We start from the raw sequence: 22,328 nt of genomic DNA on the forward strand, positions 1-22,328 counted from the left end.
GAATGTGGCGTAAACCACGCACCGGGGTCGGCGCACCGGGCGCCAGAACCCCATCCTACAGACTTGCTTACTGCAAGGCAATACCTGCCGCCACGCCGGAAGCCCAGGCCCACTGGAAGTTGTAACCGCCCAGCCAGCCCGTCACATCGACCGATTCACCGATGAAATACAGACCCGGCACCTTATTCGCCATCATGGTCTGCTGCGACAGTTCGCGCGTGTCGATGCCGCCACGCGTCACTTCGGCCTTGCGGTAGCCTTCGGAACCGTTCGGCACGATGGACCAGGCATTGATGGCCTGGCCCAGCTTGCGCAGCTGCGCGTCGGGCATGTCGGCGATGCGCGCATCCGGCGCCAGGCCGTTGACGGCCAGCAAACAGTCCGCCAGGCGCTGCGGCAGCCATTGCGCGACGATATTGCCCAGCTGCTTCTTCAAGGTGCCCTTGCCTTCAATCAAGGTCTGCGCCACGTCCACTTCCGGCAACAGGTTGACGACGATGGGCTCGCCCGGCAGCCAGTAGCTGGAAATCTGCAGAATCGCCGGGCCCGACAAGCCGCGGTGGGTGAACAGCAAATCTTCGCGGAAGCGCGCGCCCGTGGCCTTGCGACCTTTCAGGCTGCCCGTTTCCACATCCACTTCCAGCGCGATGCCGGACAGTTCCGCGAACGGCGCCCAGCTGGCCGGGTCGAACGTCAGCGGCACCAGGGCCGGACGGGGCTCGACCATCATCAAATCGAATTGCTTGGCGATGCGGTAGGCGAAATCCGTGGCGCCGATCTTCGGGATCGACAGTCCGCCCGTGGCGATGACGATGCTGGCCGTCTCGATGTCGCCGCTGTCCGTCTGCAGCACGAAGCCGCCATCTTCTTGCTGGATAACATTGTCGATCTTGCACGGCATGCGCCAATGCACGCCGCCTGCGGCGCACTCGTCCTTGAGCATGTCGATGATCTGCTCGGCCGATTCATTGCAGAATTGCTGGCCCTTGTGCTTTTCGTGGTAGCCGATCCGGTATTTTTTCACCAGCGCGAGGAAGTCCTGCGGCGTGTAGCGCGACAGGGCGCTCTTGCAGAAATGCGGGTTTTCCGAGAGGAAATTTTGTGGCGTGGCGTTAATATTGGTGAAATTACACCGTCCACCACCCGAGATGCGGATCTTTTCGGCCAGCTTGGCCGCGTGATCGATCAACACCACGCGCTTGCCTTGCTGGGCGGCAACAGCCGCACACATCATGCCGGCCGCGCCCGCGCCGATCACTGCCACATCAAATTGTTTTGCCATAAGAATTCCGGTCACCGCTGATTACAAAGACGCCATTGTAAACTGCGGCGGCGCGGCTAGCGCGGCCGTGCTGCAATCTGCCGCGACGCCATCAGGCATTGCTCCACCTGCTCGGCGATCGACGGCGGCACGGGCACCTCGCCGCGCAGCACGGCGGCGATCCAGGCGGCCGTGGTGGCTGCATCGCGCTCGGCCGGCAAGTGCGGCAACTCTTCCACCAGCAACTGCTTTTCCACCAGCACCGTGCGTTCGCTCCCGTGAAACCAGTCGATCTGCTGCGCCTTGTTGGCGTTGGCCACCGTTTCGCCTTCCGTGCCGCGCATCAGAAAAGCGTCGCCGCGCGCAGGATCTGATGCCGTCAGAAAATATTCACCGAGCATTTCCAGGTATTCCGGGTGCGTGTACGACACCAGGCGCAGGGCGGGACTGGCGAACGGCTGCATGATTTTCACCAGGGTGTGCGTGGAATTGCGCACGCCCAGCACGCGCCGCAGGGACAGCATGTGCGCCAGGCGCGGCGCCAGCGCGGCGATGGGCAGGAAGGCGGCTTCCCCCCGCGCCATGGCGGCCTCGGCCTGCGCATGGTCCGGCGAGGCGGGCACGCCCAGCGCGGCCAGCACTTCGGCCGTCGTGATGCGGCCCGGGTCGCTCGTCACGCCATGCACGAGCACGGGCGCCCCCGCGCGCGCCAGCAGCAGCGCCAGCAGGGCCGTCAGGTTGGCCATCTTGCGGGCGCCGTTGTAGCTGGGAATGATGATGGGCGCGAATTCGCCGACCGGCGCGGCCAGCGGGACGAATGACGCTTCGGCCGCGTCGAGGAAGCCGGCGATCTCGTCCACGGACTCGCCTTTGATGCGCATGGACAACAAAATACCGCCCAATTCCAGGTCCGACACGCGGCCCTCGAGCATGGCGCGGTACAGGGCGCGGGCGTCATCGCGCGTCATGCTGCGCGCGCCGTTCTTGCCGCGCCCTATTTCCTTGATGAAACGTGCTGCGGGGAATGGCTCGCCGGCCACATCGGTATGGGGGATGGAAACAGTCGTCATGGCGCCAGTTTACACGGATTCTCCCCCTTGCAGACGGGCTGGAAGCCGCCATGGACGCCAATGCAACAGTCTTTCAAGCTATTTCTTGGATGGAACTGCATCCAAACGCGCCACCGCTGCGTATAAGACTGCACAGGAGGACTCATCATGGAACACGCAAGCAAACAGGAAACGGCCTTCGTCGGCATCGAAACGAGCAAGCTGCTGCTGAAAGCCGTGCTGCTCTCGGGTGGCGAAGTGCTGTGCAAGGTGCTGGAAAACGACGTGGCCGGCTACCGCTGGCTGCGCAGCTGGCTGCAAAGGAACGACGTGTCCGTCATGGGCTTGCGCGTCTGCATGCGCGTGAACGAGCCGCACAGCGAGGCGGCCGCCAGCGCGCTGGCCGGCATGGGCATGATGGTCTGCGATGCCGAGCCCGGGCGGCTGGAAGCGTATGCGCGCGGCTGCGGCCTGCCCGGCGGCGCGGTGCGCGGCGCCGTGGTGCTGGCCAAGTATTGCGCGGCGGCACGCCCTGCCCCCTGGACGCCGCCTTCGCCCGCCTACGTGGAGCTGCGCCAGTGGCTGCGCCGCCTGCAAGCCGTGCGGCAGCTGCGCCAGCAGGAAATGGCGCGCCTGGAAACCCATTTCCATGCGGGCCAGATTGCGCTGCATCAATTGCTGCGCCAGCAGATCGCCTGCCTCGATACGCAGATACGCCAGCACGAAAGCGCCATTCTTGCGCATGTGCGGCGCCATCCCGGCCTGTCCCGGCCACCCGAGCTGGCCGGCAATTACCCGCGCATCGCCCGCTACAGCGTTGGCGCCAGCCTGGCCGGCGGTCATTGAGCGCCCGGAAGCAAGGGGCCGGCGGCGTGCCGGCCCTGCCATAAAAACAACTCAGCCATTCCCGTTTTGGCCCCATCCCCGCCGCCAGGCCGCATTTCCGCTACACTATTGCCTCTTAAAGAACGCAATAGCGAAAGCCGAGCCAGAATCATGAATACGCCAGACATCGAAAATATCAACGTCACCTCTTTCGCGCCCATGCCGACACCGGCCGAACTGCACGCCAAGCTGCCCCTGTCGGAAAGCGCCTTCGACACCGTCAGCCGCGGCCGCGAAGCGCTGCGCAACATCATCGACCGCAAAGACCAGCGCCTGTTCGTCGTCGTCGGCCCGTGCTCGATCCACGACCCCGTCGCCGGCCTCGATTACGCGCGCCGCCTGAAAGCGCTGCAAGAGGAAGTCAAGGACACGATGCTGCTGGTGATGCGCGTGTATTTCGAAAAACCGCGTACCACCACGGGCTGGAAGGGCTATATCAACGACCCGTACATGGACGACTCGTTCAAGGTCAACGAAGGCATGGAAAAGGCGCGCCAGTTCCTGCTCGACGTGTGCGAACTGGGCCTGCCCACCGCCACCGAAGCGCTGGACCCCATCTCGCCGCAATACCTGGGCGACCTGATCGCCTGGACCGCCATCGGCGCGCGCACCACGGAATCGCAGACGCACCGCGAAATGTCGTCCGGCCTGTCGACGCCCGTCGGCTTCAAGAACGGCACCGATGGCGACATCAGCATCGCCGTCAACGCCATCCTGTCGTCGGCGCACCCGCACTCCTTCCTGGGCATTAACGGCGAAGGCAACGTGGCCATCGTGCGCACGCGCGGCAACGCGTACGGCCACGTCGTGCTGCGCGGCGGCGACGGCCGCCCGAACTACGATTCCGTGTCGATCGCCATCGCCGAACAGGCGCTGGCCAAGGCCAAGCTGCCCGCCAACCTGGTGGTCGACTGCTCGCACGCGAACAGCTACAAGAAGCCGGAACTGCAGCCGCTGGTGATGGCCGACGTGGTCAACCAGATCCGCCAGGGCAACCGCTCGCTGGTGGGCGTGATGATCGAATCGAACATCGTCGGCGGCAACCAGAAGATCCCGCAAGACCTGTCGCAACTGACCTACGGCTGCTCCGTCACCGACGGCTGCATCGACTGGGACACGACGGCGACCATGCTGCGCGACGCGCATGCGCACTTGTTGAACCGCCCGGCGTAAGCCTCTCGCGGAGACGAAAAACGGCGCCCTGTGCGCCGTTTTTTTTCACACTGCCATCTGCACATGCGGCAGCACGGCGAACGATCCCGCCAGCGCCTGTTCCGCCTTGCTGGCCGGGATATTGAGTTCATTGACGTCCAGGTAGATGCGCCCGTCCAGGATGCGCACGGCGTACGTGCGCACCATGCCCTGCACGGGCGCCACCAGGCGGCCCGAATCGAGTTCGATGATCCAGCTGTTCTTCGGCCCCATCAGGTTTTTCTCCATCAGCACCCCATGCGCCAGCGGGCCGCCCAGACAAGGTACCGTGTCGAGCAAGGCATACACCGTATCGTCAGCCGCGCGGAACAGCGCCACGCCCGGCAAATCCTGCCAGGCCAGGCCCCGTTGCACCATGCGCGCGCCCGCCGGCGGCATGTCCTTCAGGCGGCAAATCATTTTCCATTGTTCCGACATCGCTAGCTCCCTCGAGAAAGGCACACGCCTCTCTAAGCAAGAGCGGTGCCAGTGCCGCACGGGCGAAAAATGGCCAACATGCGGGGAAAAACCCCAGCGCGGCGCACTGCGCAAGTGCACACTGCCGCCGAAATGGTGCGCCCGCCGCACGGTGGACCAGCCGGCTTTCCTTTACAATGGCGGATTACTCCTCCCTATTCAGTACCTTCATGATTGTTCTTGGCGTCGAATCCTCCTGTGACGAAACCGGCCTGGCCTTGTACGACACGCAACGCGGCCTGCTGTCGCACGCCCTCTACTCGCAAGTAGCCATGCACGAGCAATATGGCGGCGTGGTGCCGGAACTGGCGTCGCGCGACCATATCCGCCGCGCCATCCCGCTGCTCGAAGAAACCCTGGCCAAGGCCGGCATCACCCTGCCCGAGATCGACGCTATCGCCTACACGCAGGGTCCCGGCCTGGCCGGAGCGCTGCTGGTCGGGTCGTCCGTCGCCTGCAGCCTGGGCCTGGCCATCAACAAGCCGGTGCTGGGCATCCACCACCTGGAAGGCCATCTGCTGTCGCCATTGCTGGCGTCGGAACCGCCGGAATTCCCCTTCATCGCCCTGCTGGTCTCGGGCGGCCATACGCAGCTGATGCGCGTCGATGGCGTGGGCCAGTACACGATGCTGGGCGAAACGCTCGATGATGCGGCCGGCGAAGCGTTCGACAAGTCGGCCAAGCTGCTGGGACTGGGCTATCCGGGCGGCCCCGCCATTTCGCGCCTGGCCGAATTCGGCGACCCACTGGCCTATAAACTGCCGCGCCCGATGCTGCACTCGAAGGATTTCAATTTCAGTTTCTCCGGTTTGAAGACGGCCGTGCTGACCGTGGTCAAGAACCATGAAGAAAAAGTCATCGCGAATATCTGCGAACAGGACAAGGCGAATATCGCGCGCGGCTTCGTCGACGCCATCGTCGACGTGCTGACGGCCAAATGCGTGGCGGCCCTCAAGCACACGGGCTTGAAACGCCTGGTGATCGCCGGCGGCGTGGGCGCCAACGCGCAATTGCGCGCCTCGCTCAACGCGGCCGCCGCCAAGAAGCGCTTCAAGGTGTATTACCCGGAGCTGGAATTCTGTACCGATAACGGCGCCATGATCGCCTTTGCCGGCGCCATGCGCCTGCAAATCAACCCGCAGGCGGCCAAGCACGATTACTCGTTCAACGTGCGCCCGCGCTGGCCGCTGGACGAAATCCGCGAAGTCTGATCACTCCAGCAGGAAGTTGCGCGCGCCCGCCAGGGCCGCGCCTTCCGCCACCGTTTCATCCTTCAAGCCCACGCCCGACAGCTGCCGGCTGAACGCCTGCGACAGCAGATAATGCAGCCGGTACGCCGCCTGCGCATACGCCAGCCCTTCCGGGCGCACGTTCGAGATGCAGTTGCGGCGCTCGTCCAGCAAGCCTGTTTTTGGCGCCCACGTCAGGTACAGGCCCAGACTGTCCGGGGAACTCAATCCCGGCCGCTCGCCGATCAGCACCAGCACGGCGCGCGCCTTCAGCAACTCCCCTATTTCGTCGCCGATGGCCACCCGTCCCTGCGCCACGATGTGCAGCGGCGACAGCGTCCAGGCTTCCAGCGCCAGCCGTGCGCGCAAGGCGGCCAGGAAGGGCGCCACGTGGCGCTGCACGGCCAGCGCCGACAGGCCATCGGCCGCCACCAGCGCCAGATCCACGCCTTGCGGCAAGGCGGCCAGCCGCGCACGCGAAGCATCGTCGAGCCGGCGGCCCAGGTCGGGGCGCTGCAGATAGTCGGCACGCGTGGCGGCGGCACTGTGCAGCTGCACGCAGGCTTGCCCCTGTTCTGTCAGCGCCTGCGCCAGGGCCTCGCCATCGAGCGCCAGGTGCACGGCGTCGCGCGCCTGCGCGTGGGCCAGCTGGAACGCCAGCTGCGCGCTGGTCGGCACGCTGACGCCGCGGCGCCCCAGCGCGATGCGCGCCGCCGTATGCGCGCGCAGCGCCTGCCACGGGCTTTTCTCGTCCATGTATCCTCCCTAGCCGTCCAGGCGCAGCAGGGCCGCCTGGAAGGCTGGCGCCAGGGTCGCGTTCAAACGGCCCTGCGCATCCGTGATCCGCATGCGCGCCAGCCAGGCCGCGAATTCGGGCGCGGGACGCAGGCCCAGCACGCGGCGCGCATACAGAGCGTCGTGGAACGAGGTGCTCTGGTAGCCGAGCATGATGTCGTCCGCGCTCGGCACGCCCATGATGAAATTGCAGCCGGCCACGCCCAGCATGGTCAGCAAGGCATCCATGTCGTCCTGGTCCGCTTCCGCGTGGTTGGTGTAGCACACGTCGCAGCCCATGGGCAGCCCAAGCAGCTTGGCGCAGAAATGGTCTTCCAGTCCCGCGCGCATGATCTGCTTGCCGTCGTACAGGTATTCCGGGCCGATGAAGCCCACCACGGAATTGACCAGCAGCGGCTGGAAGGCGCGCGCCACCGCATACGCGCGCGCCTCGCACGTTTGCTGGTCCATGCCGTGGTGGGCGCCGGCCGACAGGGCGCTGCCCTGCCCCGTCTCGAAATACATGACGTTGTTGCCCACCGTGCCGCGCCCCAGCGACAGGGCCGCCGCCTGGCCCTCGGCCAGCAGGGACAGGTCGATGCCGAAGCTGCGGTTGGCCGCCTGCGTGCCCGCCACCGACTGGAATACCAGGTCGACGGGCGCGCCGCGGCGTATCGCCTCGAGCGTATTGGTGATGTGGGTGAGCACGCACGACTGCGTGGGAATCTGATATTGATCAATGACGGCATCGAGCAAGTGCAGCAGCGCGGCCACCTGCGCCACATTGTCGGTGGCCGGATTGATGCCGATCACGGCGTCGCCGCTGCCCAGCATCAAACCATCGAGGATGGAGGCGGCAATCCCCGTGGCGTCGTCCGTCGGATGGTTCGGCTGCAAGCGCGTGGAGAGGCGGCCTTCCAGGCCCAGGGTATTGCGAAAGGCCGTGACGACCTTGCACTTGCGGGCCACCAGCACCAGGTCCTGCAGGCGCATGATTTTTGAGACGGCGGCCGCCATTTCCGGCGTGATGCCGGCGGCGACCTGGGACAGCGTTGGCGTATCCGTCGCGTCGTCGAGCAGCCAGTCGCGGAAATCGCCCACGCACAGATGGGAAAGGGGCGCAAAGGTGGCACGGTCATGGCTGTCGATGATCAGGCGCGTGACTTCATCGTCTTCGTACGGCACCAGCGCCTCATTGAGAAAGGTCAACAAGGGCACGTCCGCCAGCGCCAGCTGCGCCGCCACCCGTTCGCGCGCGCTGGCTGCCGCCACGCCGGCCAGCACATCGCCCGAACGGGGCGGCGTGGCCTTCGCCAGCAGCTCCTTCAGGCTGGCGAAGGCATAGGTATGGTGGTCTATCGTATGGCTGAAGCGGGGCATGGTTCGGTTCCTCCCATCCCCATCTTACGCCAACTTATAAACTGCGCAGCGCCCCTTCCAGCTGTGGGTAGCGGAAGGCAAAGCCTTCGCCCAGCAGCCGGCGCGGCGCGACCCGCTGGCCTTCCACCAGCAAGTCGGCCTGCTCGCCCAGCATGGCGCGCATGACGAAGGCCGGCGTGGGCAGGAAGCTGGGGCAGTGCAGCACGGCGCCCGCCACCCGGGCGAAACGGCGCTGTTCAATCGCTTCCGGCGCGCAGAAGTTGTAGGCGCCGCTCACCGCGTGGTCTTCGCTGCGGCGCGCCAGGTGGGCGATGCCGCGGATCACGTCGCGCACGTGCACCCACGTGACCCACTGCTTGCCGCTGCCCAGCGGGCCGCCCACGCCGAAGCGGATCGGCAAGAGCATCTGCGGCAGCGAACCCTGGTGGCCGAAGACGAGGCCAAAGCGCATGCAACCCACCTGCACGCCAAATGCCTCCGCCTGGCGCGCGGCCGCTTCCCATTCCTGGCACAGCTGCGACATGAAGATGGCTTGCGGCGCGCTCTCCTCCGTCAATTCCGTGGCGTCGCCCTGCGGCTGCACGCCGTAATAGCCGATGGCCGATGCCGACAGCAGTACGCGCGGCTTGTGCTGCGCGCGGGCGATCCACGCCACCAGTTCCTGCGTCAGCGCCACCCGGCTGCGGCGCAGCGCCGCCTTGCGCGCCTCCGTCCAGCGCCGCCCGACGATGCGCGCGCCGGCCAGGTTGACCACCATGTCGATGCGCTGCGCATCCGCCAATGCGTCCAGCGAATCGATGCAGCGCACCTGGCCATCGAAGGTCCACGCGGCCTGTTTCGGCTGGCGCGTCAGCACCGTCACCGCGTGGCCATCGGCCAGCAAGGCGCTGACCAGTTGCTGGCCGATGAAACCCGTGGCGCCCGTCACCAGCACGGACTGCGGCGCGGCGGCAAAGCGCAGGTGCTCTTCCTGCTCTTGCTTTTCCTGCACCTTGCGCCGGCCCAGCTGCCACACGGCATACGCGTCGCGCAAGCCGGACAAGCCCACGCCCACGCCGCACAGGGCGAGGAAGACGCTGAGCCAGCCATACGGCTGCCACACGAGGGCCGTCGGCAACGTGGCCCACTCGCTGCTGTTCAGGGCCAGCAAGGCGATGAAGGCGCCCGCGTTAATCGCCAGTACCGTGTGCGTGACCCGCTCCGTGGCGGGCAAGAGACGGGTCTGGTCTTCCACGACGAAATCCCACAGGGTCAGCACGATTTCCACGCCAAACACGATGACCAGCACCCAGGCCCAGGCGCCATGCCACTCCCAGGCGGCCAGGCCCACGAACAGCAGGCTGTAGATCAGGGCGCGCGTCGCATGGATGGTCAGTTCCAGCCTTGCGGAGGCCTTTTGCGGCAGCGCCTCCGTGATTTCATGGTGGTAGATGGTGTCGAAGGCGCCCAGGCAGCCTTGCGCCGCCATCAGTTGCAGGGCCAGCAGATGCGTATTCATGGTGTTTCCTTCATTTCCGGTGCGGCGGACTCGCGAAACACGCCCGCTTGCGTAAAAGTGGTGCCGAACAGCGCGTGGCGAATCTCGATGCGGATGTTGAACTGCTGCGGCGTCTCGTTGCGGTGGCACAGATAGGTCTTGCCGGGCGTGAGCACGCCGGGCAGCGGCATGCGCCAGCCGAACAGGTCCCAAAAATAACCGTCGCTGGTGAAGTGCAGATTGCCATCCTCGACGTGGAGCAGCAGCTTCATGCCCAGGCCCATGCCCACGTATTCAAGCACTTCGCCCCTGGCGCTTTCGGCCATATAGGAGGTGAAGCGGATCGGCGCGCGCCCATGCAAACGGTAGGTGCGCTGCTTGAAGATGAAGGGGCAGCCGGGGCGCGAATAGACTTCGATATCCACGGGGAAGTCGTGGTCGTCATGCGGAATCAGGGCGCCATCGATGAAGGGGCGCGTCAGCCAGCCGAGGCATTTTCCCAGGCGCGAACTGGTAAGCTCACTGAGTTCACCGCGGTAATACAGGGGCTGGCCCGGCGCGGGATTTTTCTCGAAGCGGCGGCGGATGTCCGGGTGCAGGGTCAGCCACTGCTCGCCCATCACCTTCTTGAACAGTTCTCCTTCCGAGGGGCCGTTCATGATTCCCCGCGCTTGCCCGGTTTGTCTTCCGGGCTGAGGAACTTGGCCACCTTGCCGCCCATCGATAGCATGCGCTGCAGGGTCGCCGGCGGCAGGTTCTTATAGTCGCTGTAGGTGCTGCAGAGCATTTCCAGAAACGCCAGCACTTCGCCCATGCGCTCCAGCGTCGCCGGCGGTATCGCCGCATCGTGCTCGCCCTCGATCGCGCATTCGCGCAGCACCGTCAGGGTGGGGTCGATCTCGCGCCGCTTGCGCTCTTCCATGATGACGCGGAAGATTTCCCACACATCCTGCAGGGCGACGAAATGGTCGCGCCGGTCCCCCATCACGTGCGTGATGCGCGCCAGGCCCCAGCTTTGCAATTCCTTCAGGCTGTTGCTGACGTTGGACCTGGCCACATTCAGGCTGGCCGCGATGTCTTCCGCCGTCAAGGGTTCGTTGGCCAGGAACAGCAGCGCATGGATTTGCGCCACCGTGCGGTTGACGCCCCAGCGGGTGCCCATCTCGCCCCAGTGCAAAATGTATTTTTGCGTGGTCGGACTCAGAACGCCTACCATAATCTACTCCGCGTCGCGCTTTGCGGTCTGCGATGCTCACTGTGCTCAAGCACAGCTGCGCTTCTCGGCCACAAATCACTGCCGCTCGCTACGGTTCTGTTCGGCGTTCTTGATTTCATGATTTTCTCTTATTTCTGTCGTTACAGAAATGTAAGACGGAACGGAAACCGAGTCAAGTGCGATTCGTTACAGGTCCCTGCCGGCGGGCGGCTGGCCCATGGCGCGCAGGAATTGCTGCTGCGACGCGTGCAGCTGGCCGTAACCGAGTTCGCGGTACACGAGACCGTGGCGCGGCGCCAGTTCGGCCAGGATGCGCGCCAGCGCTGGGTAGTGGCGGTGGTTCCAGGTGGGGAACAAGTGGTGCGTCAGGTGCAGATTCAAGCCACCGAGCCAATAACCGAGCCAACGCAGGCGGCGCGGCTGCGGCGTCCAGTCGCAAGCCGTGTAAAACGTGTGCTGGTACCAGTCGTGCGGCAGCGTACCGTCCGCGCCAGGCTGGAAAAACTCGACTTCGGCCCAGTGCGTGCCCAGGATCAGCGCCACCAGCGCGCACGAGGCGATCATCTGGCCCACGAAATACGCCACCAGCACCACGCCCCAGCCGATGCCGTGCTGCTGCAGCACCCACATGGGCAGCGCCAGCACCAGCGCCACATGGCCCAGCTTCCAGCCCAGGAACGACAGCCAGCCACGCCAGCCCTGCAGCCGGCTGTGCGCCGCCACGGGCGTCTTGCCGAAGCGGTCCAGCCAGTCGCCATACCAGTTCAAATAAGGCAGCGACAGGGCCGCCACCACGGGCCAGTACAGGTATTGATAGCGGTACTGCGGCGACCAGCGCTGGAACGGCGTCTGGCGCAAAAACGGATTCGGCTCCGTGTCGAGGTCATAGCCCTCCACGTTGGCATACGTGTGATGGAAATGCACGTGGCGGATGGTCCAGAAATCCGTATCCACGCCCACGGGCAAGCCCACCAGGCGGATCAGCACGCGGTTCCAGGCTCCCTGGCGAAAGACGGCGCTGTGGGCCGCATCGTGCAGGGTATTCATGGCCAAGGTCATGGCCACAACCAGGCAAGCCACGTAGCTGGCTACAAACGGCCAAGTGCTTTCGGCGCGCAGCGCCAGCGCATACAGTCCCACCGTCAGCGCGGCCAGGAACACGGTTTTCGCATGCAGGCGCGCGTCGCCGAAGCGGTGTTTTCCTTCGTCCGCCAGGTAGGCGTCGGCGCGTGCGCGCAATTCGCGGCGGAAGGCGGAATCGCGTGCGGGCCGGAAGCGCAGCGGCGGTAGCGAAGGTACAGGCTGCGTCACGCGCGCGTCCCCGCCGCTGCCGGCCACCACAGGCGGCGCGCGCCGTCGAGGCCATGCGCCAGCAGCGCGGCCAGGAAAACCATGCCCCACGCATCGCGCGCGCCATACCAGCCCAGATACAGGGCCGGCATGGCCAGCGCGATGGCGACCCAGGCGATGGCGCCCCAGCGTCTTGCATCCGACAGGCCGCCCAGCGCCAGGGTGCCGCCGAAGATCAGCGTAAACAGGATGGCTTGCTGCGCGCCCGCCAGCAGCGCTTCATGGTTGACGTAATAAATCACCAGGCCAAACAGGATCACGCCGCCGGTGCCGATGAACAGCTCGGGTACGTGGAAAGTGCCGCGCGACTGCCAGTGGGGGAAACGCGCGCGCAGCCATGTGAACAATTTGCCATTGCTGGCCAACAGCGGGTTGTGCGTGGGTGTCATGCCCTTCACGCCATAGCGCATTTCCACGCCCTCGAGTTCAGGCTGAAAGCTGCCGAACAGTTTGTCCCAGATCAACAGCGTGCCGCCGAAATTGCGGTTGATGTAGCGTTTATCCGTGCCGTGGTGCACGCGGTGGTGCGACGGCGTGACCATGAAGCTATCCAGGATGCCGGACTTGTTCACCAGCGCATTGTGGTTGTAGAACTGCACCGTGTAATGCAGGGACGAGACGACGAGGAAGATTTCCAGCGGCACGCCCAGCACGGCCAGGATGGCGATGAAGGGGAAATTCGTCAGCGACGAATACCAGGAATTGCGCACGCCCAGCGACAGGTTGAAATGCTCGCCCTGGTGGTGCACCACGTGCACGGCCCACAGCAGGGGGATTTTGTGATGCAGCCGGTGCATCCAGTAAAAGCACAGGTCCCAGGCAAAGAAGGCGAAGACCCATTGCGCCGCCACGGGCCACTGGTCGACGACGTGCAGGTTCGCATGGCGCAGCAGCAGGGCGAACGCCGCCACCTCCACCCCGCGGAACACCCACATCAGGATATGGCCGGAATTGAGGTTGAAGATCACGTCCTTCCACGGCACGGGGGTCTTGCGCACCCATTTCAGGATCAGCAGTTCGGCCAGCACGAAGGCCAGCATGATCAAAAACGACAGGGCAAAGGGATTCATCATGATGCGGTTTTTATGGAAACGGCGCGGCGGGCAGCCAAGGATACCTGCATTTTCGCCAGGATGCCGCCAGCGACGCCAACGGCCAGGCCGGCGGCCAGGTCGATGCTCACGTGCCGGCGCAGGGCGATGATGGCATAGCAGATGGCCACGCCCAGCACCACGGCCAGCGCGGAACGCAGCAGGTGGCGCCTGCCGCACAAGGCCCACACGCACAGCAATGTCAGGGCGCCGTGCAGCGACGGCAGGCAGTTTTGCGCGGAGTCGGCCGCCTGCAGCAGGCGCAACGCCTGCGTGCTCCAGGCACTGCCCTCGCCCACGGGCGGATACGCGAGCGTGGTCGGGTACAGCAGGAAGACCACGCCGCAGGCCAGCGCGGAAAGCGCCATGGCGCGCGCCAGCCAGCGCACCTTCGCCGCATCGGCCGCCAGATAGGCGTACGGGATCAGGATGAAGAAGGACAGGTACAGCCAGATGGCGGCATCCGTGTAGGGGATGGCGCGGTCGATGGCCGTTTCCGGCAGCAGCACGCCCTGCCCTTGCAGCAGGTCGCTGGAAAAATACACGAGGCCGACGCTGCCCCAGCCGGCCAGCAGGTGCAGCAGGCGGCCGCGTACGGTCATGGAAGAAGGATTCATGCGCTTGCGAGGCGCCGGATGCGGCGCCGTTTCATGGTGGGGTCAAAGGGAGGCAGTTCGCCGCTCACCGTCCAGGCGAGGCCGTCGACGGCCACGCCCAAGCCACGCAGCACCGCTGCCAGGTGCGCGCGCAAGGCGGCCAGGCCGGCAGCATCCAGGGCCGCGTGCAGCTGCAAGGAGGCGTCGCCCGACTGCACCAGGCGGTAATCGGCGTCCGGCGGCAAGGCTTGCGCAAACGCGCGCGTCAATACGTCGGCAAACACGGCGACGGGGGCGCCGCCGTTCGCCGACGGCAAGGATGGCAAGAACAGCATGTCGTCGCAGCGCCCTTCGATGCCGTCGATGGCGCGCGTGGCGCGGCCGCACGGGCATGGCGTGGCGCGCGCGAGCAGGATGTCGTCGAGGCGGTAGCGCACGATGGGCTGCGTGATGCGCGTGAAGTCCGTAATCACGGGCACGAAGCGCCTCTGTTCAGCGTCCAGCCACTGCGGCTCGATGTGCACGTACTCTTCGTTCAAGTGCAGCACGCCATGCTCGCAGCTGCTGGCGAGGAAACCCTCGGTGGCCTGGTAGATTTCATGCACGGCGCCAAACGCCTGCACGATCAGCGCGCGGTCCTGCGCTTCCAGCACTTCGGCCACCGAAATGACTTTTTTCGGCGCCAGCGCCAGGCTGCCATCGATGACGCGCAAGGCCAGCTGGCGCAGCACCTGGGCCGGCGCGACGATGACGGAAGGTTGATATTGCGCAAGCCGCGCGCACAGGCTGTCGAACGGTTCGAACAAATCGTAGAAGGCAAAGGTCAGCCACGGCGAGCGCACGGCCGTGTACAGATTGCTGTTCGCGCGCAGGAACAGCGCCACCCGTTCGCCAGAAAACAGGCCGTCGGGCAGCGCCTTGGCCAGCATCACGCCCGCCCATTGCGCCTTTTCGCGGGGGCTGACGGTAAACACGGCGCGCCGCGACGAAGTGCCCGACGACAGGCCCACCGTGATGTCGCCCACGGCGGGGGTAAAATCGCGGCTCTGTTCGGCCGCCATGGCCGCGTCCATCGCCTGCGCCAGCGTGATGCCTTGTGTGTTCATGGCGTCGAAATGCTCGAGCATCAGCGCCTTGTTCATCGTCGGCCACTGCGCCAGGGGCAGATCGCGGAACGGCGCAAAGTAGGCGCTGCGCGCGCACAGCACCTCGATGAAGCGCGCCAGTTGCTTGTGCTGGTAGGCGCCCAGCTGCGGGCGGCTTGTGAACCGCAGGCGGCGCGTGCGCCAGTACGACAATAACAGCCAGAAAAGACGCTTCACGGGCGGCCCGCCACAGGAACATAGTCCGCCGTGTCTTCATGCGTGATGCGGATGTGCGCATTGCCCGACTGGTGCAGCTGGTGCAGCCGGTTCAGGGTGGCGTAGTACGGCGCGCGCTTGTGCTGGATGAGGAACGACAGTTCGGACGGTCCGCGCAGCTGCTGGAAGCTTTCCGGTACCCAGGCCGCGTCCGACGCCAGCAAGGTCCAGCCACTATCCTGCAGCACGAAGGCGCCCAGGTGGCCGATGGCATGGCCGGGCAGGTCGACGATGTAGATTTCGCCCGTGCCGCTGACGTCGCGCCCGTGCGTAAATGGCAGCAAGGCCGCCGGCAAGGCCGTCTCGGGCACGCTTTCCACGAAATCCAGGCGGTCGGCGATGTCATTCGGCAGCAGTTCGGGCACGAAGGCCTGGCGCACGGCGGCCACGCCGGACAAGCGACGCACGGCATCCCAGCCCGTTTGGGAGGCCATCAGCCGCGCGCCGGGAAAGTCGCGCAGGCCCGCGATATGGTCGGCGTGGAAGTGCGACAGCAGCAAGGTGTGGATATCGCCGGGCGCCACGCCATGCGCGCGCAACTGGCCCTGCAACGATTCACTGTCATCGAAGGAAATCGGCGTCACCCACGCATACATGCGGTACACGCCCTTCGACGTGGCGGCGCGGAAGTGCTCGGCGTAGCCCGTGTCCCACAGGTACAGGCCCGCGCGCGTTTCGATCAGGTAGGCGCGCGAGGGGAAGCAGCGGCTGGCCAGCCCGCTGCCTTTCAAGACCATGCACGAAGGATGGGTGCAGTGGCCGACCCGAAACGCGGTGATGCTAGCCATTGCGCTCCTTGCCCACCTTGTGCGCCGCCGCTTCCTGGCGCATCCACTGCGCCGTCAGGGCGATGCCTTCCTGCAGGCTGACGATGGGACGGTAGCCGAGCACCTTGCGCGCCTTGGCATTATCGAGCGTCATGTCGAAACTGAGCGCGCCGATGCTGTAGGGCGTGAGCGATGGTTCGCGGCGGGTAAAGCGCGAGGCGAACTGCATCAGGCGCGCGACCAGCGCCAGCACGCGGTAAGGCACGCTGACGATCTCGAACGGCTGCTGCAGATGATCGCAGAACAGGGTGCGCAAGATGTCGCACAGGCGCGCCGGTTCGCCATTCGTGATGTTGAAGGCGGCGCCGGAAGCGATGGTCTTGTGCACGGTGGCCAGCCACATCGCGTGCACGACATTGTCGACATAGGTGATGTCGATGGTGGCCGCGCCGCCGTTGGGCAGGGGCAGCTTGCCGCCGCGCTCCTGCAGCACCCGCGCCAGGCGCGGGATCAAGACCTGGTCGTGCGGTCCGAAGATGGCGCGCGGGCGCAGGATCACGCACGTCATGCCGCGGTGGCGGTCGACGCAATCCTGCACCAGCTTTTCCGCCATCGCCTTGCTGCGCGCATACGCGTTGACGAAGGCATCGGGGCGGAAGGTTTCCGGCACTTCAAGGTGGTTGCGGTAGTCGAAATAGATGGCCGGGGTGGAGATGTGCACGAAGCGCGCCACGTGCAGGCTGGCGGCCGCGCGCAGCAACTGGCCCGTGGCCGTGACGTTGGCGGCGATGAAGTCGCGTTCCGGCCCCCACGGCGACGACAGCGCGGCGCAGTGCCAGACGGTGTCCATGCCGCGCACCAGTTCATCGACCTGGCGTGGCGATGCCTGCGCCAGGTCGAGCGCGACGAATTGCGCGCCCATGCGTTCCAGTTCGCGGCCGACGGCGGCGTTGCGGCCCGTGGCGCGCACTTCCACGCCCTGCGCCAGCAGGGTGCGCACGGCATTGCGCCCCAAGCCGCCCGTCGCTCCCGTGACCAGTATCCGCCTCATCGCACCACCTTCACAGGTCAAGAATCATGCCGCCGATGGTCAGGCCCGCGGCCGTGCCCATCATCAGCAAACGCTGGCCGGCCACGGCCCGCCCCGTCATCACCGCCTCGTGCAGGGCGGTGGGCAAGGACGCTGCCACCTGGTTGCCATGCGTTTCAAAGATCTTGATGATTTTAGCATCGGGAACGTCGAGGATGCGCGCCGCATGCGCGAGTCCCAATGGACTGGCCTGGTGCGGCACGACCACGTCGACTTTTTCCAGTCCCGCGCCCGATTCCAGCATTAATTCCGCCAGGAAATCCGGCATCACCTTGACGGCCAGGCGGAACACGGCCTTGCCATCCATGCGGAACAGGTAATCGCCCGGCTCGCAGCCGTTGCGCGGGTTGCGCTCGGTGCCGCCGCCGCGGATTTCGCAGTAGCGCCGCCCTTCCGGATACGTGCCCATCTTGTAGGCGCGGATGCCGGCGCTGCCATCGCCGCGCTCGACGATGACGGCGGCGGCACCGTCGCCAAAAATCATCGATGCTTCCGGCTCGCTCCAGTCGACGCCGCGCGAGGCGAGGTCGGACGAAACGATGGCGATGCGCCGGTAGGCGCTGCCCGCCAGCATGGACGCGGCCACGCGGAAGGCGGCCATGAAACTGAGGCAGCTGGCGTTGACGTCGAAGCTTTGCGTGCCTGGCGGCAATCCCGCATGTTCGGCCACGAAGCAAGCCGTATTCGGCAACGCTTGCTCGGGCACGCCGTTGGCGCAGATCAACAAGTCGATGTCGGCCGGACGCAGGCTGGCATTCTTCAGCGCGTCGAGCAGGGCGGCGGCGCCCAGCTGGCTTTGCGATTCATCGGGCGCGGCGACAAAGCGCGACAGCACGCCGCTCTTGCGCAGGGTATAGCCAGCCGGATGGCCCAAAGTCAGGTCCAGGCTGGCGGAAGTCACACTCTGCGACGGCACGGCCTTGCCCGTCGCGATCAGGCGAACTGGAATCATGTTGGCCTTAACAAAATAAAATAAATACGGTTGATGAAGGGTCTATGCGCTAATCGCGTGCCAGCGGCGGCAATGCAACGCCACAGTTCTTGCAGAAACTGGCATCGTCATCGAGCCCTTCCTTCAGGCACGTGGGGCAGGTACGCGTGGTGACCAGCTTGGAACTGCGCTGTACCGTCATTTCCGCGCTGATAATGCCGGTAGGCACTGCCAGGATGCCCCAGCCGAGCAACATCATCAGGGAAGCGATGGTGCGCCCGATGTCGGTCCTCGGCGTGATATCGCCGAAACCCACGGTGGTCATGGTGCTGATGGCCCAGTAAATCGACGTGGGGATGCTGCTGTAACCGTTCTCCGGTCCTTCCACCACGTACATCACAGTACCCAACAGAAAGACCACCATCATGACAAAAGACAAGAAAATGAGGATTTTGCGCCGGCTGGCCAGCAAGGCCCGCCCCAGCACCGTGTATTCATGCACATACGACGTGAGCTTGAGGATACGGAACATGCGCAGCAGGCGCAAAATGCGCACGTCGATCAGCACATGCGCGCCCGGCAACAGCAAGCCGATGTAGGTGGGCACGATGGCCAGCAAATCGATAATGCCGAAAAAACTCTTGGCATAGCGCACCGGATGCTGCAGGCAAGACAGGCGGGCGAAATATTCGATGGTAAATAAAATGGTGAAAAACCATTCCAGCGCCGTCAGCCAGGTGCCATAGCGCTCGGCCACGGAGGCGACACTGCTGAGCACGACCACCGTCACGCTGATCAGGATGGCGGCGATCAGCAGCAAATCGAAGGCGCGGCCCGTGCGCGTTTCCGCCTCGAAAATGACGGTGTACACCTGCTCGCGCCAGCCCCGCTCGGGCTTGCCATATTTCTGCTGCGTTTCCTGCGCCGCCAGTTGCTGCGGCGTCAAGGGTGCCGCTCCGCTCTTCGTCGCGGCTTTCATGTGGGTAATGTGCTCATATACTATTATTGTATAGATAATTTACAAAGCACGGCGACACGCACGGTTGCGCTACAGGTTTCACTACAACAACACTACGACAGCTTTTTCGCCAGCAGCACGGCATTGCGCCGGTCGCGCTCGGCTTGCACGATGTCCGCCGTGCGCGCTTCCGACAGGCCCACCGTGTGCAGCACGGTGGCCGTCAGTTGCAGCGCCGATTCCAGCGCCTCGGGCACGACCAGGGTAGCGCCCGCCTGTATCAGGGCCACGGCATGCGCCTCGTCGCGCGCCCGCGCATACACGGGCAGCTGCGGATATTCGCGGCGGATCGATTTCACGGCATGCAGCACGGACGCCGCATGATCCATCGTCAGTACCACGGCGGCGGCCCGGTCCGCATTGACCTTTTGCAACAATTCCGCGCGCGACGCATCGCCGAAATACACGGGGAAACCGCGCGGATGCAGGGTCGTCACCAGGCGCGCATCATTTTCAATCGCCACATACGCGATATCCTGCTCCGTCAGCACCTTGGCCAGCAACTGCCCCACCCGGCCAAACCCGGCGATGATGACGGTGCTGCCTTGGGGCGGCGGCGCGCCGTGCGCCAGGTCGGCCAGTTGATGGTGGTGGCGCTGCTCCCACCAGTTGCCGAAGGCGCGCGCCGCCTTGGCCAGCGCCGGCGTGGCAAACAGGCTCAGGCCCACCACGAGCATGACGAACTGCGCCACCTGCGGGCCGATCAGCTTGGTACCCAGCGCATACGCGACGACGATGAAGGCGAATTCGCCGCCCTGCCCCAGCAGCACGCCCGTTTCCACGGCGCGCCCCCAGTGAAAGCCGCCGATGCGGAAAATCACGCTGATGACCAGGGTTTTCAGCGCAAACAGGCTCAGCACAGCCAGGGGAATCAAGACCGGCGACTTGAGGATTTCGCGCACGTCGATCTGCATGCCCACCGACATGAAGAACAAGCCCATCAGCAAGCCCTTGAAGGGCTCGATCGTCACTTCCACTTCGTGGCGAAATTCCGTTTCCGCCAGCAGCAAGCCGGCCAGCAAGGCGCCCAGTGCCATCGACAGGCCCGCCAGGTAAGTCAAGCCCGCGATGCCCAGGGTGCTGAGCAGGGTCAAGGCCATGAACACGTCGGGCTGGCGTTTCTTGACGAAAAACTGGAACAGCGGACGAATCACGCGGCGCCCCAGCAGATAGATCAGCAGGATGGCGCCGGCCGATTTCACGGCCGCAAAGCTGAGCAGATACGCCAGGTCGTCGCTGCGCCCGCTGGCGAACACGTCGATCAGGATGAACAGCGGCACCACCATCAAATCCTGGAACATCAAAATGGAAAAGCCCGCCTGGCCGGCCGGCGTCTGCAGCGAGCGCTGGTCGGTCAGCAACTGCATCACGACGGCCGTGGACGACAGCGACAGCACCAGGCCCAGCACGATGGACGCTTCCAGCGACAGGCCAAAGTAATACGCGACGCCGCCGATCAGGCAGGCGCTGACGGCCACCTGCCCCACGCCCGCGCCAAATACCCAGCGCCGCAGCGCCCACAGCCGTTCCGTCGACAGTTCCAGGCCGATCATGAACATCAGAAACATCACGCCCAGCTCGGCCAGGCCGCTGACCTGCTCGGCACGCACGAACGAGAAATACGTCAGCCACGTGAAGTCGCCCGCCCACAGGCCGAAGCCGAACGGGCCGAACAGGGCGCCCACGGCCAGGAAACCGAGGACCTGGTTGACCTTCAGGCGTTGCAATAACGGAATAAAAATCCCGGCCAGGGCGAGAAACAGCAGGGTTTCCCGCAAATACGGTAAGGCGTGTTGCTCTTCCAAAATAATCCTAACTAAATATCATTCATGCTGAATTGGTCGTGTCGCATGCGCGGCCATGGCAAAGTAAGTGCACACACGATATTTTGCCACAAGGCAACAAATTCGCTACGGACGTACCTCTTGCGGCGGCGCCAGCATGTCCGCGCGGGGGCGGCCCCAGCCCGGCACGTAGGCGGGACACGGCCGGTTGCGGAACTGCTGCAGTTCGACGGTCGTGAAATTGGGCAGCATGCCGGGGTTGAAACGCACGTCCGTCAGCTTGTCCGCATTCAACCTGGGCATGCGGGCAAAGCGGAACCAGGCGTCGACATAGCAATTGTCTTCCTGCAAGGCACGCAAGGCGGCCAGGCTGCCCTCCGCCTTGGCCGACACGGCGATGCCGGGCGCCAGTTGCTGGCCTTGCTTACCCGTTTCCACCAGGCCGGCCGGGCAGGCGGCGGGCGCCAGCGCATCCGGCAGCAGGCTCAGGGTGCCGCGCCGCAAGGTGTACACGTCCGTCTTGCTGTCGAGCGAGACATAGATCCAGCACAGCGGGTTGCTGGGAAACGCCGTCATCGCCACATCCCACACGCGCGTGCCGGGATCGAGGCGCTGCACGGCCGCCTCGATGCGCGCACGGCCGAGGGCCGACGCCACGCCCTGCGTGCCGATGAACGTGGCGGCCAGCGCGAAGGCCAGCAGCAGCGGTCCGCGCCCCCGCTCGCCGGCCCGTCCCTGCAGCACGGCCAGGATCGCGCCCAGTCCCAGCAGGATGACCAGCGAAGCGGGCGCCAGATAGGTTTTATGGGTAAAGAAACACAGGGCCGCCGCCAACCCCGCCAGCAGCACGCTTTTGACGATGCCGTAGTGCAAGGACATGATCACGGGCACGCCCAGCAGCACCCAGAACATGGGCTCGACAATGAAGACCATGTCGCCATACAGCCAGCGGCTGTCAAACGGATAGAACGGGTGCAAGCCATAGGAATTGAGGAAATCCATGCCCATGTGCAAGCAAAATCCCAGCAGCAGGCAAGCGGCCAGGCCGATGCGGGCGGGTACGCTGCTTTTCAGCAGCCGGCGCGCGCCGGGCCACAGCAGCCACAGCATGGCCAGCAACAGCAGCGCCTGCGGCAAGGCCAGCAGCAAGGTGTGCGTGTGGCCGCGGTGGTGCAACATGTAGCCGAACGGGCGCGGCAACAGCCTGGTCAGCACAAGGTCGAGGTCGGGCGCGTTGCTGGCAAACCATGCCGAAAATAAAAACAGCGCGCGCCGGGTGCGCTGTGCAGGGGCCTGCGGCTCGGGCGGCAGGCTGCGGTGTACCAGTTCGCCGACCCCGAGGCCGATGACCGAATGCGTAATATTATCCATAGGGCAATTTTACAGGATGCCCGCCCTGGC

21 protein-coding genes are annotated in these 22,328 nt (G+C 65.1%); 3 read left to right on the forward strand and 18 right to left on the reverse strand.

The features are described from left to right. Positions 1-67: 67 nt before the first annotated feature. Positions 68-1,282, reverse strand: coding sequence for an NAD(P)/FAD-dependent oxidoreductase (locus O3300_RS12485; protein WP_099666642.1), 1,215 nt, complete (start codon positions 1,280-1,282; stop codon positions 68-70). A gap of 56 nt (positions 1,283-1,338) precedes the next feature. Then, a complete protein-coding gene (gene ybiB / locus O3300_RS12490) occupies positions 1,339-2,331 on the reverse strand; it encodes a DNA-binding protein YbiB (RefSeq protein ID WP_305053077.1) in 993 nt (330 codons plus the stop codon). Between the two features lie 147 nt (positions 2,332-2,478). Between ybiB and O3300_RS12495 the strand changes: the two genes are divergently transcribed. Further along, positions 2,479-3,156 carry a hypothetical protein gene (locus O3300_RS12495; protein WP_305053078.1) on the forward strand — a complete coding sequence of 226 codons (678 nt, stop codon included), beginning with the start codon at positions 2,479-2,481 and terminating at the stop codon, positions 3,154-3,156. A gap of 150 nt (positions 3,157-3,306) precedes the next feature. Beyond that, entirely contained in the window at positions 3,307-4,368 is a 1,062-nt protein-coding gene (locus tag O3300_RS12500) for a 3-deoxy-7-phosphoheptulonate synthase (protein WP_099666639.1), read from the forward strand. 45 nt (positions 4,369-4,413) lie between these two features. Here the strand turns inward: O3300_RS12500 and O3300_RS12505 are convergent, their stop codons facing one another. Beyond that, positions 4,414-4,824 (reverse strand): nitrite reductase (NAD(P)H) small subunit, encoded by a 411-nt coding sequence (locus O3300_RS12505; protein ID WP_305053079.1) that lies wholly within the window; start codon positions 4,822-4,824, stop codon positions 4,414-4,416. A 209-nt stretch (positions 4,825-5,033) separates the two neighbouring features. Between O3300_RS12505 and tsaD the strand changes: the two genes are divergently transcribed. Next, positions 5,034-6,074, forward strand: coding sequence for a tRNA (adenosine(37)-N6)-threonylcarbamoyltransferase complex transferase subunit TsaD (gene tsaD, locus O3300_RS12510; protein WP_099666637.1), 1,041 nt, complete (start codon positions 5,034-5,036; stop codon positions 6,072-6,074). On the opposite strand, the gene eutC is transcribed toward tsaD, so the two are convergent. The 15 genes from eutC to O3300_RS12585 form a co-directional block, all read right to left on the reverse strand. Next, positions 6,075-6,848, reverse strand: coding sequence for an ethanolamine ammonia-lyase subunit EutC (gene eutC / locus O3300_RS12515; RefSeq protein ID WP_305053080.1), 774 nt, complete (start codon positions 6,846-6,848; stop codon positions 6,075-6,077). Positions 6,849-6,857: 9 nt separating this feature from the next. Continuing rightward, positions 6,858-8,246, reverse strand: coding sequence for an ethanolamine ammonia-lyase subunit EutB (locus O3300_RS12520; RefSeq protein WP_305053081.1), 1,389 nt, complete (start codon positions 8,244-8,246; stop codon positions 6,858-6,860). A 34-nt stretch (positions 8,247-8,280) separates the two neighbouring features. Beyond that, positions 8,281-9,744, reverse strand: a complete 1,464-nt coding sequence (locus O3300_RS12525) for a TIGR01777 family oxidoreductase (RefSeq protein WP_305053082.1) — start codon at positions 9,742-9,744, stop codon at positions 8,281-8,283. Continuing rightward, complete coding sequence (locus tag O3300_RS12530; RefSeq protein ID WP_099666633.1) at positions 9,741-10,382, reverse strand: DUF4166 domain-containing protein; 642 nt, start codon at positions 10,380-10,382, stop codon at positions 9,741-9,743. The genes O3300_RS12525 and O3300_RS12530 overlap by 4 nt, the downstream gene beginning before the upstream one ends. Beyond that, positions 10,379-10,939 (reverse strand): GbsR/MarR family transcriptional regulator, encoded by a 561-nt coding sequence (locus O3300_RS12535; RefSeq protein WP_305053083.1) that lies wholly within the window; start codon positions 10,937-10,939, stop codon positions 10,379-10,381. The genes O3300_RS12530 and O3300_RS12535 overlap by 4 nt, the downstream gene beginning before the upstream one ends. A gap of 186 nt (positions 10,940-11,125) precedes the next feature. Beyond that, the gene (locus tag O3300_RS12540; RefSeq protein ID WP_305053084.1) at positions 11,126-12,250 is read right to left on the reverse strand and encodes an acyl-CoA desaturase; all 1,125 of its coding nucleotides are present in this window, start codon (positions 12,248-12,250) and stop codon (positions 11,126-11,128) included. Further along, positions 12,247-13,362, reverse strand: a complete 1,116-nt coding sequence (locus tag O3300_RS12545; RefSeq protein WP_305053085.1) for a sterol desaturase family protein — start codon at positions 13,360-13,362, stop codon at positions 12,247-12,249. The genes O3300_RS12540 and O3300_RS12545 overlap by 4 nt, the downstream gene beginning before the upstream one ends. Then, entirely contained in the window at positions 13,359-13,997 is a 639-nt protein-coding gene (locus tag O3300_RS12550; protein WP_305053086.1) for a phosphatase PAP2 family protein, read from the reverse strand. Before O3300_RS12550 ends, O3300_RS12545 begins: the two co-directional genes overlap by 4 nt. Next, entirely contained in the window at positions 13,994-15,298 is a 1,305-nt protein-coding gene (locus O3300_RS12555) for a F390 synthetase-related protein (protein ID WP_305053087.1), read from the reverse strand. Before O3300_RS12555 ends, O3300_RS12550 begins: the two co-directional genes overlap by 4 nt. Further along, positions 15,295-16,125 carry an MBL fold metallo-hydrolase gene (locus O3300_RS12560; RefSeq protein WP_305053088.1) on the reverse strand — a complete coding sequence of 277 codons (831 nt, stop codon included), beginning with the start codon at positions 16,123-16,125 and terminating at the stop codon, positions 15,295-15,297. The genes O3300_RS12555 and O3300_RS12560 overlap by 4 nt, the downstream gene beginning before the upstream one ends. Continuing rightward, a complete protein-coding gene (locus tag O3300_RS12565; RefSeq protein WP_289903649.1) occupies positions 16,118-17,155 on the reverse strand; it encodes an NAD(P)-dependent oxidoreductase in 1,038 nt (345 codons plus the stop codon). Before O3300_RS12565 ends, O3300_RS12560 begins: the two co-directional genes overlap by 8 nt. 10 nt (positions 17,156-17,165) lie before the next feature. Then, positions 17,166-18,146: a 3-oxoacyl-[acyl-carrier-protein] synthase III C-terminal domain-containing protein gene (locus O3300_RS12570; RefSeq protein ID WP_289903648.1), complete on the reverse strand. Its 981-nt coding sequence runs from the start codon at positions 18,144-18,146 to the stop codon at positions 17,166-17,168. Positions 18,147-18,195: 49 nt separating this feature from the next. Beyond that, entirely contained in the window at positions 18,196-19,104 is a 909-nt protein-coding gene (locus O3300_RS12575) for an ion transporter (protein WP_099666624.1), read from the reverse strand. 92 nt (positions 19,105-19,196) lie between these two features. Continuing rightward, positions 19,197-20,948: a cation:proton antiporter gene (locus O3300_RS12580; RefSeq protein ID WP_099666623.1), complete on the reverse strand. Its 1,752-nt coding sequence runs from the start codon at positions 20,946-20,948 to the stop codon at positions 19,197-19,199. Positions 20,949-21,053: 105 nt separating this feature from the next. Continuing rightward, complete coding sequence (locus tag O3300_RS12585; protein WP_305053089.1) at positions 21,054-22,298, reverse strand: metal-dependent hydrolase; 1,245 nt, start codon at positions 22,296-22,298, stop codon at positions 21,054-21,056. Between the last annotated feature and the right edge of the window lie 30 nt (positions 22,299-22,328).

Source organism: Janthinobacterium sp. SUN206 (assembly GCF_030587305.1).
GTDB lineage: Bacteria > Pseudomonadota > Gammaproteobacteria > Burkholderiales > Burkholderiaceae_D > Janthinobacterium > Janthinobacterium kumbetense.

Coding starts and splice junctions, on each gene's coding strand:
- O3300_RS12485 (WP_099666642.1), bottom strand. CDS start 1,282: ATGGCAAAACAATTTGATGTGGCAGTGATCGGCGCGGGCGCGGCCGGC.
- ybiB (WP_305053077.1), bottom strand. CDS start 2,331: ATGACGACTGTTTCCATCCCCCATACCGATGTGGCCGGCGAGCCATTC.
- O3300_RS12495 (WP_305053078.1), top strand. CDS start 2,479: ATGGAACACGCAAGCAAACAGGAAACGGCCTTCGTCGGCATCGAAACG.
- O3300_RS12500 (WP_099666639.1), top strand. CDS start 3,307: ATGAATACGCCAGACATCGAAAATATCAACGTCACCTCTTTCGCGCCC.
- O3300_RS12505 (WP_305053079.1), bottom strand. CDS start 4,824: ATGTCGGAACAATGGAAAATGATTTGCCGCCTGAAGGACATGCCGCCG.
- tsaD (WP_099666637.1), top strand. CDS start 5,034: ATGATTGTTCTTGGCGTCGAATCCTCCTGTGACGAAACCGGCCTGGCC.
- eutC (WP_305053080.1), bottom strand. CDS start 6,848: ATGGACGAGAAAAGCCCGTGGCAGGCGCTGCGCGCGCATACGGCGGCG.
- O3300_RS12520 (WP_305053081.1), bottom strand. CDS start 8,246: ATGCCCCGCTTCAGCCATACGATAGACCACCATACCTATGCCTTCGCC.
- O3300_RS12525 (WP_305053082.1), bottom strand. CDS start 9,744: ATGAATACGCATCTGCTGGCCCTGCAACTGATGGCGGCGCAAGGCTGC.
- O3300_RS12530 (WP_099666633.1), bottom strand. CDS start 10,382: ATGAACGGCCCCTCGGAAGGAGAACTGTTCAAGAAGGTGATGGGCGAG.
- O3300_RS12535 (WP_305053083.1), bottom strand. CDS start 10,939: ATGGTAGGCGTTCTGAGTCCGACCACGCAAAAATACATTTTGCACTGG.
- O3300_RS12545 (WP_305053085.1), bottom strand. CDS start 13,362: ATGATGAATCCCTTTGCCCTGTCGTTTTTGATCATGCTGGCCTTCGTG.
- O3300_RS12550 (WP_305053086.1), bottom strand. CDS start 13,997: ATGAATCCTTCTTCCATGACCGTACGCGGCCGCCTGCTGCACCTGCTG.
- O3300_RS12560 (WP_305053088.1), bottom strand. CDS start 16,125: ATGGCTAGCATCACCGCGTTTCGGGTCGGCCACTGCACCCATCCTTCG.
- O3300_RS12565 (WP_289903649.1), bottom strand. CDS start 17,155: ATGAGGCGGATACTGGTCACGGGAGCGACGGGCGGCTTGGGGCGCAAT.
- O3300_RS12570 (WP_289903648.1), bottom strand. CDS start 18,146: ATGATTCCAGTTCGCCTGATCGCGACGGGCAAGGCCGTGCCGTCGCAG.
- O3300_RS12575 (WP_099666624.1), bottom strand. CDS start 19,104: ATGAAAGCCGCGACGAAGAGCGGAGCGGCACCCTTGACGCCGCAGCAA.
- O3300_RS12585 (WP_305053089.1), bottom strand. CDS start 22,298: ATGGATAATATTACGCATTCGGTCATCGGCCTCGGGGTCGGCGAACTG.